The following is a 13,836-nucleotide window of genomic DNA, read 5'->3' as shown; positions in this document are numbered from 1 at the left end:
CTGGATGCAGACCGTCCCCCCTGTTCAAGGCACTTCCTGAAACCTGAATCGCCCCGGGTTTGAACTGACCCCAAGAAGTTGGACAAACTTCAAGGGGTCAGTTCATTTCGGGTTTCAGGTCATGACGATGGGCTGCCCCAGCGCCCGCAGCACGTCGCGGATGTACTGCGCCCGGTCCTTCGGGTCGGGGTAGGCCCGCTCGATGCGCAGCTTGTCGTTGCCCGCGAGCTTGACGTTCTTGTTCTTCTGCACCAGGTCGATGATGCGCATCGCGTCGATCGGCGGGTTGGGGCGGAAGTGGATGTTCATCACCGCCGGGCCGGCGTCGATCTTGGTGATGCCGTAGGGCCGCGCCTGCACCCGCAGGCGGTGCAGGTCGAACAGCGCCTGGCCCTGCGCGGGCAGCTTGCCGAAGCGGTCGGTGACCTCCTCGAGCAGCGTGTCGATCTTCTCGCCGCGGTCGGCGGTGGCCAGGCGCTTGTAGAGGTTCAGCCGCACGTGCACGTCGGGGCAGTAGCTGTCGGGCAGCAGCGCCGGGGCGTGCAGGTTGACCTCGGTGCTGGCGCCGAAGAAGCCGGTGGGCGAGAGCAGGTCGGGCTCCTCGCCGGCCTTCATCGCCCGCACGGCCTCCGACAGCATCTCGTTGTAGAGCTGGAAGCCCACCTCCATCATGTTGCCGCTCTGGTGGTCGCCCAGCACCTCGCCGGCACCGCGGATCTCCAGGTCGTGCATCGCGAGGTAGAAGCCGCTGCCCAGCTCCTCCATCGCCTGGATGGCGTCGAGGCGCTGCTGCGCCTGCTTGGTCAGGCCCTCGATGTCGGGCACCAGCAGGTAGGCGTAGGCCTGGTGGTGGCTGCGGCCCACGCGCCCGCGCAGCTGGTGCAGCTGCGCCAGGCCGAACTTGTCGGCCCGGCTGATGACGATGGTGTTGGCACTGGGCACGTCGATGCCGGTCTCGATGATGGTCGAGCACAGCAGGATGTTGTGGCGCTGGGCGACGAAGTCGCGCATGACACGCTCCAGCTCGCGCTCGGGCATCTGGCCGTGGGCCACGGCGATGCGCGCCTCGGGCAGCATCTCCTCGAGCTTCTGGCGCCGGTTCTCGATCGTGTCGACCTCGTTGTGCAGGAAGTAGACCTGGCCGCCGCGCTTGAGCTCGCGCAGCACCGCCTCGCGGATCGTGCCGCCGGTCTCGTTGCGCACGAAGGTCTTGATGGCCAGGCGGCGCTGCGGCGCGGTGGCGATGACGCTGAGGTCGCGCAGCCCTTCGAGCGCCATGCCCAGCGTGCGCGGGATCGGCGTGGCCGTCAGCGTCAGCACGTCGACCTCGGCGCGCATGGCCTTCATCTGCTCCTTGTGGCGCACGCCGAAGCGGTGCTCCTCGTCGATGATCAGCAGGCCGAGGTTCTTGAACTTCGTCTCCGGGCTGAGCAGCTTGTGCGTGCCCACGACGATGTCGATCGTGCCGTCGGCGAGGCCGGCCATCGCCGCCTTGACCTCCTTGGGCGAGCGGAAGCGGCTCATCTCGGCGATCTTGACCGGCCACTGGGCAAAACGGTCGGTCAGCGTCTGGTAGTGCTGCTCGGCCAGCAGCGTGGTGGGGGCCAGCAGCGCGACCTGCTTGCCGCCGGTGACCGCGACGAAGGCCGCCCGCAGCGCCACCTCGGTCTTGCCGAAGCCCACGTCGCCGCAGACCAGCCGGTCCATCGGGCGCGGGCTGATCATGTCCTGGATGACGGCATGGATGGCGGCGGCCTGGTCGGCCGTCTCCTCGAAGCCGAAGCTGGCGGCGAAGGCCTCGTAGTCCTGCGGCGAGTAGCGGAAGGCAAAACCCTCGCGCGCGGCCCGGCGGGCGTAGAGGTTGAGCAGTTCGGCGGCGGCGTCGCGCACCTGCTCGGCGGCCTTGCGGCGCGCCTTCTCCCACTGGCCCGAGCCCAGGCGGTGCAGCGGCGCCTCGTCGGCGCTGACGCCGGTGTAGCGGCTGATCAGCTGCAGCTGCGACACCGGCACGTAGAGCGTGGCGTCGTCGGCATAGGTCAGGTGCAGGAACTCGGAGGGCTGGCCGTTGCCGGCCAGGTCGAGGTTGACCAGCCCCTGGTAGCGCCCGATGCCGTGGTTGGCGTGCACCACCGGGTCACCGACCTTGAGCTCCGACAGGTCCTTGATCAGCGTGTCGACGTCGCTGGTCTGCTCCTGCTTGCGGCGCCGCCGTGCGGTGGGCGTGGCGTCGAACAGCTCGGTCTCGGTGACCAGCTGCACGCCGAAGGCCGCGGCCGCATCGGTCCAGAAGAAGCCGGCGGCCATCGGCGCGGTGGTGATCGCGTAGGGCTGGTCGCAGGCCAGGAAGGCGGCCAGCGTGTCGATGGACGGCGGCTCCAGCCGGTGGTCACGCAGCAGCTCGAGCAGGCTCTCGCGCCGCCCGGCGCTCTCGGCCAGCAGCAGCACCCGGGTGGCACGCTCGCCCGCCGGTGCGGGGCGCCGGATGCGCTCGAGGTGTTCTTCCAGCCGCCGCAGCGGGTCCTGGCCGCCGCGCTGCACGCTCAGGTCGGGCAGCGGGCGGGCCCAGTCGACCGGCTCGCTCCCCCGCACCGCCAGCTGCGCGTGGCGGTTGCAGACGGTGAAGAACTCCTCGGGCCGCAGGTAGAGCGCCTCGGGCGGCAGGATGGGCCGCTCCGGATCGTGCTGCAGGAATTTGTGGCGCTCGCGCGTGTCGGTCCAGAAGTGGTCCAGCGCCTCGTTGACCTCGCCGTGCAGCACCAGCGCGGCATCGCTGCCCAGGTAGTCGAAGAAGGTCGCCGTCTCGTCGAAGAACATCGGCAGGTAGTACTCGATGCCGGCGGTGGCGATGCCCGTGCCGATGTCCTTGTAGAGCCTGGCCTTGGTCGGGTCGCCGTCCATGCGCTCGCGCCAGCGGGCGCGGAAGGCGGTGCGGGCGGCCTCGTCCATCGGGAACTCGCGCCCGGGCAGCAGGCGCACCTCGGGCACCGGGTACAGGCTGCGCTGGGTGTCGGGGTCGAAGACGCGGATCGAGTCGATCTCGTTGTCGAACAGGTCGACCCGGAAGGGCACCAGCGAGCCCATCGGGAACAGGTCGATCAGCCCGCCGCGCACCGCGTATTCCCCTGGCGACACCACCTGGCCGACATGGGTGTAGCCCGCCAGCGTCAGCTGCGACTTCAGCGCGGCCTCGTCGAGCTTCTGCCGGGTCTTGAAGTGGAAGGTGTAGCCGGCCATGAAGGACGGCGGCGCCAGGCGCGTCAGCGCGGTGGTCGCCGGCAGCAGCACCACGTCGACCTCGCCGCTGCGGATGCGCCACAGCGTGGCCAGGCGCTCGGAGATCAGGTCCTGGTGCGGGCTGAAGTTGTCGTAGGGCAGCGTCTCCCAGTCGGGGAAGACGGCCACCCGCAGCTCCGGGGCGAAGAAGGCCAGCTCGTCGGGCAGGCGCTGCACGTCGGCCGGCTCGGCGGCGATGATCGCCAGCGTCTGTCCGGCGGCCTGGCGGCCGCGGGCGAACTGCGCCAGCAGCAGGGCGTCGGCCGAACCGACGGGGCGGGCAACGGTGTAGCGTTTGCCGGAGGCGATCGAGGGGAGCTGCATGCGGGGCACCGGAAATGGCGACAGCGCCGCCCTGCGTGGGGCGGGGTCGTCCGCCGTGGCCGGGCCGCGCGTTCAGAAGCGGGGAATTCTAGGGGCGCTCAGCCGCGTGCCAGCGGATTGGGCGTGGGCTCGCCGATCCGGTGCAGCGTGTTGCGGTCGGTGTGGTGGAAAGGCTCGGCCTGGCCGCGGATCTGCAGCACCGTGTCCTCGTCGTAGCTCCAGGTGCCGTCGGCGTGGATCGTCACCTTGATGCGGAACGAGGTGGTCTTGAACGCCTCGTCCAGGAACGGCGCCGAGCAGATGCCGAAGGTGTCCAGGCCCTGCGTGGCGTTCAGCTCGAACTCGGTGGCGTCGGCCGCGGCCGTGCCCCCCGCCAGCGCGACCTGGCCACGCGGGATGGTCAGCGTGTGGATGATCGCGCCCGTGGCCGGCTCCCACAGCCAGTAGCCGACCTGGTCGTGGTAGGTCTTGATCTGGTCGGGCTTGGTGACGAAGGTGTGGTAGCGCAGCCCGTACAGCAGCTGCGGGCCGTTGGTCTGCGGGTCGATGGGCTGCAGCTCGATGCGCTCGACGTAGGCCTGCTTCTTCGGGCCTTCGGCCTTGGGCTTGACGTCCAGGCCCCGGGTGCCTTGCCAGAGGCCCGCCATGCCACGCAGCGGGCCCAGGTTGGCCAGGGTGTCGACGTCGATGTCGCGGGGCTCGGTGTAGATGTCCTTGGGGGTGTCGCTCATGGTCGCGGGCGTTGGTTGTGCGGTGCCCCCACTTTAGTCCAGGACATGGCCGCAACCCGGTGTCCGGGCCGCGCCGGTCGCCGCCGGTCGCCGCCGGTGGTCCGGGCGGTGCCTCAGGAAGCGCCCGCGTGGCGGGCGACGTCACCCAGGCCGATCAGCATGCCGGCGCCCACCAGGGCCAGGCCGAGCCATCGGCGGGGTGACACCGGCGCTGCCGACCGCGGATCCGGCCGGGCGTGGCCCGGATTCATGCCGGCGGTCTGAGGGAGGGAGGTGGGGGTCGTTTGCATCGGTCGCTCCTGGAGTTGACCCGGTCGGGCATGGAGAGAATTTAATCAATGACTATTGATTGGTCGAATTGAATAGTCTCATCTCGATCAGATGGAAAAGCCATCGACGCGGTCCGCCGCTTCACGGGCCTGTCACCGCGGTGGACTACGGTCTCGGGCTTCACGCTTCGAGACCGACACGACATGAACAAGCAACGCTCCCGCATCGCCCTGGCCGCGCTGGCCACCCTGCTCGGCCTGTCGGGCTGCATGGGCAGCGACGACGACGGACCCGCCGTGGTGACCGGCAGCTTCCTGGATTCGGCCGTGCAGGGCCTGTCCTACCGCGCCCTGCCGTCGGGCCGCAGCGGCACCACCGATGCACAAGGGCAGTTCCAGTGCGTGGCCGGCGATCGGGTCAGTTTCGCGCTGGGTGGCGTCCAGCTGGGCACCGCGGCGTGCGGCTCGACCCTCACGCCGCTCGACCTGGCCGGCAGCAGCACGCTGACGGAGGTGGCGGTGGCCAATCGACTGCTGTTCCTGCAGGTGCTCGACACCGACGACCAGGCCGTCAACGGCCTGCGCATCGACGCGGCGGTGGCCACGGCGCTGGCCGGCAGCAGCCTCGACTTCTCGCTCGACGCCGGCGCCTTCGACGCCGCGCTGGCCGCGCTGCTGCCGGGCACGGTCCGGGACGACTTCGGCCAGGCCTACAGCCGTCGCACGCTGACGCTGCGCCGTGCGGCGGCGCTGGAGCACTTCGAGGGCACGCTGGCCGGTGCGCTCGGGCGCACCGGCACCTCGGCGACCTCGCAGGCGACGGCTGCCGGCGAGGTGCTGATCACCAAGCACACGCTGCTGGCGAGCGCGGCCCAGCATGTGTCTTACGAGGGCAGCAACGCCGCCGCGAAGCTGGATTTCCCGCTGGGCTTCTTCCCGGCGGTCGGCTCGGGCCTGGCCTTCAAGGGCACGGCCGCCGATGGCAGCCTGGAGTTCTGGGGCATCACCGACCGGGGCCCCAACGGCGACAGCCCGAACGCGCCCACGCCGGCCGACACCAGCAAGGTCGGCATCACCAAGATGTTCCCCGCGCCGAGCTTCACGCCATCGATCGGCGTGATCTCGGTGGGGCGTGGCGGCGCGGTGCTGCAGTCGCTGCTGCCGCTGAAGTCCGACGCCACGACGAAGATCTCCGGCCGGCCGCTGCCCGTCGGGGCGGTCGGCAATTCGGGCGAGACCGCACTCAATGACGAACTGAAGCACGTGGCCAGCCAGGTCGGCTTCGATGCCCACGGCCTCGACAGCGAGAGCCTGGTGCACGACGCCGCCCGCGGGGCGTTCTGGACCAGCGACGAGTACGGCCCGTTCATCGTCAGGATCGATGCGGCCACCGGCGTGATCCAGAAACGCTACGCCCCCGGCACCGGCGCCACCGACCTGCCGGCGGTGCTGGCCCATCGCCGCGCCAACCGCGGCATGGAGGGCCTGACGATGGATGCGGCCAGCGGCCGGCTGCACGGTTTCCTGCAGAGCCCGATCGACCCGCTGGACAGCACCGGCAAGTCGGTCGAGACCACCGACACCAGCGACATGGACCAGGATGGCAAGACCACCGACAAGGTCAAGCTGCGCGACTTCGCCCAGTTCGCCCGCTGGATCGAGTTCGACCCCGCGACCGAGACCTCCAGGCTCTATGCCTATCCGCTCGGCCACGCGCTGGCGGCCAGCGGCGGCGCCTGGGACCGCAACCGCACGGGCAGCGCCAAGCTGGGCGACGTGGTCTCGCTGGGCAACGGTCGTTTTGTCGTCATCGAGCAGGGCGCCGACAAGGCGGGCGTGGTGCGCAACTTCCTGATGCTGGTCGAGGTGCCTGCCGACGTCACCGACATCGCCGGCCTGGGCATCGAGCTGGAGAAGAACAGCATCGACGGCACGACGGCTTCGGCGACGACCTGGGCCCGGGTGGTGCGCCTGCGCAAGACCGTGCTGCTCGACCTGAACGCCGCGGGCTGGTCGGCCGAGAAGGCCGAGGGCCTGACGCTGGTCGACGGCCGCACGCTGGCGCTGATCAACGACAACGACTTCGGCCTGCGTTCGGTGCTGGTCGATGCCAGCGGCGCCTTCGTCGATGGCGACCCGACGGCCTGCACGGTCGACGTCAACGGGGCCATCGTCGCCGACGGGGCCTGCGCCACCGGCGCGGTCGGCGTGCGGGTCACGCGCGGCAGCGACGCCGAGCGCGCCACGCGGCTGTGGCTGCTGAAGTTCCCGAAGGCGCTGGCCAGCTACACGCTGCCCTGACGGCGGGGCACCGCGGCCTGGTGGCCGCTTTGCCCGCTTTGGCCGCTGCGCGGGCCGCGGTGGCGAGACGTCTGGCGCGTGACCGCCGTCAGGCCGGTCGAGGCGCACCCAGGCCGGGCAGAGGCTGGGTGTCGCTCATGTCCTTGAGCGCCACGCCGGTGGCCTGCTGCGCCCGCGCCTGCAGCACATGCCACCAGAACTTGTAGGCCGCCCGCTCGTGGCTCAGGCCTTCGGGGCGGATGTTGCTGATGCAGTTGCGCTCGGCGTCGGTGCGGCCCGTGCGGGGCTCGCGGGTCAGGTAGAGGCCCAGGCTGTCGGGTGAGCTCAGCCCCGGGCGCTCGCCGATCAGCACGGCGACCATCCGCGCGCCCAGGGCCTCGCCGATCATGTCGCCCAGCGCCACCCGTGCCTGGGTGGCCACGACGATCGGCGCCTCGGCCCGTCCGATCGCCGCCTCGCCCTCGGGCGCCGAGGCCCGGATCGCCCGCAGCAGCGGCAGCGCCTGCCGGGCGATCGCCAGCGACGACAGGCCGTCGCCGATGACGATCAGCAGCTCCGGGTCGGCGGCCGGGCGCCGTGTCCGCAGCGCCTGCACCTGCGGCGCGGCCAGGCGCCGGCCCAGGTCGGGGCGCAGCAGGTAGGTGGCGCGGTCCGGCGCGGCGCTGGCGGTGCGCAGGCTGCTCCAGCCTTCGGCGTGCAGCGCCTCGCACAGCGCGTCGGCGTCCAGCGCGAGCTGCACGGCGTCACGCGCCTGGGCGTGGGCCAGGCCGAAGCGCAGCAGCTCGGCGGTGGGCACGCTGACCCCGCAGCGCCCCAGCGCGATGCGCGCCTGGGTGTGGCGGCGCAGGTCGGTCCACGGGTCGGTCGTGAGCGTGGCCGGGCCGGGCGGCACCGGCAGGTCGGGAGGCAGGGGGGCGGACATGGGCGGCGGGCCGGTTCGAGGGGGGAGTCAGGCCGCCGCGCCCAGGCGCGGCCAGCCCTGCAGCAGCGTGTGGCCGCTGCCGATGCGGCGCAGCTCGCCGGCGCCGTCGGTGATGCCCATGCGCTGCAGCCAGGCCTCGAACTCGGGCGCGCGCTTCAGGCCCAGCACCTGGCGCAGGTAGAGCGCGTCGTGGAAGGAGGTGCTCTGGTAGTTCAGCATGATGTCGTCGGCGCCCGGGATGCCCATGATGAAGCTCAGGCCGGCCGTGCCCAGCAGCGTCATCAGCGTGTCCATGTCGTCGGAGTCGGCTTCGGCGTGGTTGGTGTAGCAGACGTCGCAGCCCAGCGGCACGCCCAGCAGCTTGCCGCAGAAGTGGTCCTCCAGGCCGGCGCGGATGATCTGCTTGCCGTCGTGCAGGTATTCCGGCCCGATGAAGCCGACCACGGTGTTGGTCAGCAGCGGCTGGAACTCGCGCGCCACCGCGTAGGCGCGCGCCTCGCAGGTCTGCTGGTCGACGCCGTGGTGGGCGCTGGCCGACAGGGCGCTGCCCTGGCCGGTCTCGAAGTACATGACGTGATCGCCCAGCGTGCCGCGGCCCAGCGACAGCGCGGCCTCGCGGGCTTCGCGCAGCATCGCCAGGTCGATGCCGAAGCTGGCGTTGGCCGCCTGGCTGCCGGCGATCGACTGGAACACCAGGTCGACCGGCACGCCCGCGTCGATCATGCGCATCGTGTTGGTGACGTGGGTCAGCACGCAGCTCTGCGTGGGCACCTCGAAGCGCTGGACCACCTCGTCGAGCAGCCGCACCAGATCGCTCAGCAGCGGCAGGCTGTCGCTGACCGGGTTGATGCCGATGACCGCGTCCCCGGCGCCGTAGAGCAGGCCGTCGAGCATCGAGGCGGCGATGCCGCTGAGCGAGTCCGCCGGGTGGTTGGGCTGCAGGCGCACCGCGAGGTGACCCGGCAGCCCGATGGTGTTGCGAAAGCGCGTGACGACACGGCACTTGCGCGCCACCAGGATCAGGTCCTGGTGGCGCATCAGCTTGCTGACGGCGGCCACCATCTCGGGCGTCAGCCCCGGACGCAGCGCGGTGAGCGCGGCCTCGTCGGCCTGCTCGCCGAGCAGCCAGTCGCGCAGGCCGCCCACGCTCAGGTGGGCGATCGGCGCGAAGGCCGCCCGGTCGTGCCGGTCGAGGATGAGGCGGGTGACCTCGTCCTCCTCGTAGGGGATCAGCGCCTCCTCGAGGAAACGCTGCAGCGGCAGGTCGGCCAGGCAGAGCCGGGCGGCCATGCGCTCGACCGCCGAGCCCGCGGCCACGCCGGCGAGCGCATCGCCCGAGCGGTGCGGCGTCGCCCGCGCCATCACGTCCTTCAGGTCGCGGAACTGCCAGGTGTGGCCGGCGATGGTGTGCTGGTAGCGCATGGGCAGCGGGTTCCTGGCGTGCGGGCAGTCCGTGGGGCGCTCAGCCCGCGGTGGCCGCGGCGGGCAGCAGCGCGGCGCGCTGGCGGTGGGTGGACAGGAAGTACAGGTAGGCCAGCGCCATCAGGCCGGCGAAGATCGCGGCCAGCAGCGTGTTGTACCAGACCATGGCCACCAGGCAGACGCAGGCCAGCACCAGCGCGATCGCCGGCACCACCGGATAGCCGAGGGCGGCGAACGGGCGCTCGAGCGTCGGCTCGCTGCGGCGCAGGCCGAACAGCGACAGCATCGAGACGATGTACATCACGATCGCGCCGAACACGCTCATCGTCACGATGCTGGCCGTCAGCGTCAGGCCGCCGAAGCTGATCAGCTCGTCGCTGAAGATCGCGGCGATGCCCACCACGCCGCCGGCCAGGATGGCGCGGTAGGGCGTGCCGAAACGCGGGTGGATGGCCGCCAGCCAGCCCGGCAGGTAGCCGTCGCGGGCCAGCGCGAAGATCTGGCGCGAGTAGCCCAGGATGATGCCGTGGAAGGAGGCGACCAGGCCGAACAGGCCGATCCATACCAGCATGTGCAGCCAGCCGCTGTTCTCGCCGACGACGGCCTTCATCGCCTGGGGCAGCGGGTCGTTGACGTTGCTCAGCTTCGTCCAGTCGCCCACGCCACCGGCGAAGACCATCACGCCGATGGCCAGCACGACCAGCGTCAGGATGCCGGCGATGTAGGCCCGCGGGATGGTGCGCCGCGGGTCCTTGGCCTCCTCGGCGGCCATGGCCACGCCTTCGATGGCCAGGAAGAACCAGATCGCGAACGGGATGGCGGCGAACATGCCGCCCAGCGCGGCCATCGAGAACGTGTCCTGGCCGGCCCAGCCCTTGGCGACGAAGTTGGCGGTGGAGAAGCCGGGGGCGACCACGCCCATGAACACCAGCAGCTCGAAGATCGCCAGCACCGTGACGACCAGCTCGAAGGTGGCCGCGGTGCGCACGCCGACGATGTTGAGTGTCATGAAGACCACGTAGGCCCCGACCGCCATGGCCTTGGCGCTGACGTCGGGAAACTGCACCTGCAGGTAGGCGCCGATGGCCATCGCGATGGCGGGTGGCGCGAAGACGAATTCCACCAGCGTGGCGAAGCCGGCGATGAAACCGGCGGTGGGACCGAAGGCCCGCCGGGCGTAGGCATAGGGGCCGCCCGCATGCGGAATGGCGGTGGTCAGCTCGGTGAAGCTGAAGATGAAGCTGGTGTACATCAGCGCGACGAAGAGCGCGACGACCATGAAGCCCAGCGTGCCCGCGCTGCCCCAGCCGAAGCTCCAGCCGAAGTACTCGCCCGAGATGACCAGGCCGACGGCCAGGCCCCAGAGGTGCCACGCGTTCAGCGTGGGCTTGAGGTGTTGAATCATGTGCGTGCGCTCCGTGGATCGGTTGGCAGAAGGAATCGACAGGCGATGACGCCTTGCGGGGCGATCTTGCGGCGGGCCCGCGGTCGGGGCTATCCAGATTCGGCGGGCTCGCGGGGGGCGAGCCGACCCGGTCCGGTCCGTGCGCCGGGCGGCCGGGCCAGCTCCAGCCCGCGCCCGTGCGCCGCGCCTGCCGCAGGCCGGGCGGGCGGCGCTATCCAGAATCGGCAAGCGTCGCGGGCTTCGTGCTTCGTGCTTCGTGCTTCGTGCTGGCTGCTGGCTGCTGGCTGCTGGCTGCTGGCGGGTCGTGCTTCGGTGGGCCGCGCGAGGACAGGCGTGACTTTTGCAACAGGGTGTGCGTGCAGACCCCGGGCAGGCCCGTTTCCTGCCGATCCCGCCACAAGGCGGTGCATCCCGGCCCCGGCCGGCCCGCCGATCGCCTCTGGACCACGCCGCCATGTTCGCCCGCCCCGATGTCCCGCCCTCCGCCAGCCGTGCCGTGCCGGACGCCTCGTCCTGCGGCGTGAACCTGGCCGCGACCCGAGACGTCGACGAGCAGGCGGCGCTGCTGTCGGGCTGGAACCAGTCGTACGCCCAGCTGTCGGCCGGGCCGTTCGAGGGCCGCATCGAGGAGGCCTGGCTCGACGGCGTGCACCTGTTCATCGAGAGCACCAGCCGGCGCCTGATGCAGCGCGGCGAGCTCGCCCCGGGCCGGCTGGCGCTGGGCCTGCCGCTGGCGCTGGGCGAGGGCCAGGCGGTGTTCTGCGGCGCGAGCGACTGGCAGGCCGGTGAGCCCTCGACCGGCGCGGGGCGCTACTGCACCTTCTCCGGGGCGGACGGCTTCGAGTTCTTCACGCCCGAGGGGCTGGTGATGGCCGGGCTGGAGCTCGATCGTGACGAGCTCGCCGGCCTGGCGACCGCCTCGGAGCAGGCGCTGATCGAGCAGATCGGCCAGCGGGCCAGCCTGCACCACGCCCCGGCGGCCGGCGTGGCGGGTCTGAAGGCGTTCATGCAGGGCGCCTTCGAGATGCTGCATGCGCAGCCCGCGCTGCTGGGCAACAGCGCGGTGCGTGGCATGCTGCGCCAGGCCGCGCTGTCCAATGCGCTGGAGGCGCTGGTGAGCGCGGCGGCCGACAGCGTCGACGTCAGTCCGCAGCGGCAGTGGAAGCTGGTGGCGCAGGCCCGCGAGCGGGTCCAGCAGGATCCGGAGACGCCGATGACGGTGGCGATGCTGTGCCAGGCGCTGCAGGTCAGCCGCCGCACGCTGCAGTCGGCCTTCCAGGAGGTGCTGGGCATGCCGCCGGCGGCCTTCCTGCGGGCCGTGCGGCTGGCGGGTGCGCGCCGGGCGCTGCGCACCGCACCGACCGTGACCGAAGCGGCCGCGCAGTGGGGCTTCTGGCATTTCAGCCATTTCGCCCAGGACTTTCGCCGCATGTTCGGCGAGCTGCCGTCGCAGGCCTGGCGACGCATGCGCCAGGACCGCCCGCCCGGGCACTGAGCGGGCGCGGGGGCGGGGCGCTGCCGGGCGATACTTGCGTTCCTTCCCGCCCCGATCGACCTGCCTGGATGGCCCCGATGAGCACCGCTTCCTCTCCCGTTTCCGCGCCCTTGCCCAGCGAGGCCGAACTGCAGGCGCTGATGTCCTGCGCCCACGATCTGGCCGACCTGGCCCGCGGCCTGTCGCTGCAGTGGTTCGGCCAGCCGCTGACGGTGGACATCAAGGCCGATGACAGCCCGGTCACGCTGGCCGATCGTGGCGTCGAGGCGGCGCTGCGGGAACACCTGGCCGGGCGCCATCCGCGGCACGGCATCCTCGGCGAGGAACACGGCCGCGAGCGGCTGGACGCCGAATACGTCTGGGTGATCGATCCGATCGACGGCACCCGCAGCTTCATCAGCGGCCTGCCGCTGTGGGGCACGCTGCTGGCGCTGCTGCACCACGGCCGCCCGGTGCTCGGCCTGGTCGACGTGCCCGCGTTGGGCGAGCGCTGGAGCCGCGCGCTGGGCGGGCCGACCCGGCACCGCAACGACCACCGCGCGCCCGGTCGCCAGGACCTGTGCCGCACCAGCGGCCTGACCGAGCTGAGCCGGGCCCGGCTCTACGCCACCTCGCCCGACATCTTCTCGGCCGCGCAGTTCGAGGCCTTCCAGCGCCTGACCGCCCAGGTGGCGATGCGCCGCTACGGCGGTGACTGCTATGCCTACGGCCTGCTGGCCAGCGGCCAGGTCGACCTGGTGGTCGAGGCCGGCCTGCAGCCCTACGACTACCTGTCGATGGTCACCGTCATCGAAGGCGCCGGCGGGGTCATCACCGACTGGGCCGGCCAGCCGCTGACGATGCACAGCGAGGGGGACGTGGTCGCGGCCGCCAGCCCCGAGCTGCACCGGCTCGCGCTGGGGGTGCTGGGGGTGCTGGGGGTGCTGGCAGGTACCTGATCGACCCGGCGCGGGGCCGGTGGTCATGCCGGGCACAATCGCGCCCCATGCAGATCAACAGCATTCCCCGTTGTTTTGCCCTGGTGCCCTGCGCCGGGGTGGGCCAGCGCGCCGGCGTCGGCGGGCCCAAGCAATACCACCCGGTGGCCGGCCGGCCCCTGGTCGAGCACACGCTGCACGCGCTGTCGCGGGTGCGGCGGCTGGAGGCCACGCTGGTCGTGCTCTCGCCCGAGGACACGCGCTTCGAGGCCGACGTGAGCCTGCCCCCCGGCGAGCGCACCTGGGTGGCGCGCTGCGGCGGCGCCAGCCGCGCCGAATCGGTCGCCAGCGGCCTGGCCGAGCTGCTGGCCCGCGGGGTGCAGCCGCACGACTGGGTGCTGGTGCACGACGCGGCCCGCTGCCTGATCCGCCCGGAATGGGTCGATCGCCTGATCGACGCCTGCGAGGCCGACGAGGTCGGCGGCCTGCTGGCGCTGCCGGTGGCCGACACCCTCAAGCAGGAGCGGTCGGGCCGGGTCGGGGCCACCGTCGACCGCGCCGGCAAGTGGGCCGCGCAGACGCCGCAGATGTTCCGCCTGGGCCTGCTGCGCCCGGCGCTGCTGCAGGCCGGCGAGGCGGTCACCGACGAGTCCTCGGCGATCGAGGCGCTCGGCCACGCTCCGCTTCTGGTGCGCGGCGACCTGTGCAACCTGAAGGTCACCTGGCCGGAGGACTTCGCGCTGGCGGCCCGGCTGCTGGCGCACGGTCCGGCCTGAG

At 71.7% G+C, this 13,836-nt stretch carries 10 protein-coding genes; 4 read left to right on the top strand and 6 right to left on the bottom strand.

All coding sequences use genetic code 11. The features are described from left to right. Positions 1-114: 114 nt before the first annotated feature. The 3 genes from mfd to C7444_RS20185 all read right to left on the bottom strand — a co-directional run bounded on the left by mfd (position 115) and on the right by C7444_RS20185 (position 4,618). A complete protein-coding gene (gene mfd / locus C7444_RS05095; protein ID WP_110399743.1) occupies positions 115-3,597 on the bottom strand; it encodes a transcription-repair coupling factor in 3,483 nt (1,160 codons plus the stop codon). Between the two features lie 98 nt (positions 3,598-3,695). Beyond that, positions 3,696-4,328, bottom strand: coding sequence for an FABP family protein (locus C7444_RS05090; protein WP_110399742.1), 633 nt, complete (start codon positions 4,326-4,328; stop codon positions 3,696-3,698). Between the two features lie 113 nt (positions 4,329-4,441). Then, positions 4,442-4,618, bottom strand: coding sequence for a hypothetical protein (locus C7444_RS20185; protein ID WP_170130634.1), 177 nt, complete (start codon positions 4,616-4,618; stop codon positions 4,442-4,444). A 183-nt stretch (positions 4,619-4,801) separates the two neighbouring features. Between C7444_RS20185 and C7444_RS05085 the strand changes: the two genes are divergently transcribed. Further along, positions 4,802-6,898, top strand: a complete 2,097-nt coding sequence (locus C7444_RS05085) for an esterase-like activity of phytase family protein (protein ID WP_110399741.1) — start codon at positions 4,802-4,804, stop codon at positions 6,896-6,898. Positions 6,899-6,986: 88 nt separating this feature from the next. Here the strand turns inward: C7444_RS05085 and eutC are convergent, their stop codons facing one another. From eutC to eat, 3 genes are read right to left on the bottom strand one after another with little or no spacing between them, the layout of a single operon-like run. Further along, complete coding sequence (gene eutC, locus C7444_RS05080; protein ID WP_110399740.1) at positions 6,987-7,820, bottom strand: ethanolamine ammonia-lyase subunit EutC; 834 nt, start codon at positions 7,818-7,820, stop codon at positions 6,987-6,989. A gap of 27 nt (positions 7,821-7,847) precedes the next feature. Beyond that, a complete protein-coding gene (locus tag C7444_RS05075) occupies positions 7,848-9,242 on the bottom strand; it encodes an ethanolamine ammonia-lyase subunit EutB (RefSeq protein WP_110399739.1) in 1,395 nt (464 codons plus the stop codon). 40 nt (positions 9,243-9,282) lie between these two features. Continuing rightward, positions 9,283-10,647, bottom strand: coding sequence for an ethanolamine permease (eat, locus tag C7444_RS05070; protein WP_110399738.1), 1,365 nt, complete (start codon positions 10,645-10,647; stop codon positions 9,283-9,285). A 454-nt stretch (positions 10,648-11,101) separates the two neighbouring features. On the opposite strand from eat, the gene C7444_RS05065 reads away from it, so the two are divergent. The 3 genes from C7444_RS05065 to ispD all read left to right on the top strand — a co-directional run bounded on the left by C7444_RS05065 (position 11,102) and on the right by ispD (position 13,835). Continuing rightward, positions 11,102-12,142, top strand: a complete 1,041-nt coding sequence (locus C7444_RS05065; protein WP_110399737.1) for a helix-turn-helix domain-containing protein — start codon at positions 11,102-11,104, stop codon at positions 12,140-12,142. Between the two features lie 77 nt (positions 12,143-12,219). Beyond that, positions 12,220-13,080, top strand: a complete 861-nt coding sequence (gene hisN / locus C7444_RS05060) for a histidinol-phosphatase (protein ID WP_110399736.1) — start codon at positions 12,220-12,222, stop codon at positions 13,078-13,080. A 47-nt stretch (positions 13,081-13,127) separates the two neighbouring features. Further along, the gene (gene ispD, locus C7444_RS05055; protein ID WP_110399735.1) at positions 13,128-13,835 is read left to right on the top strand and encodes a 2-C-methyl-D-erythritol 4-phosphate cytidylyltransferase; all 708 of its coding nucleotides are present in this window, start codon (positions 13,128-13,130) and stop codon (positions 13,833-13,835) included. Position 13,836: the final 1 nt, after the last annotated feature.

Origin of the sequence: Sphaerotilus hippei, from assembly GCF_003201595.1 — a bacterium.
In the GTDB taxonomy this organism is placed as follows: domain Bacteria; phylum Pseudomonadota; class Gammaproteobacteria; order Burkholderiales; family Burkholderiaceae_C; genus Sphaerotilus; species Sphaerotilus hippei.
This window is presented reverse-complemented; position numbering and strand designations above follow the sequence as displayed.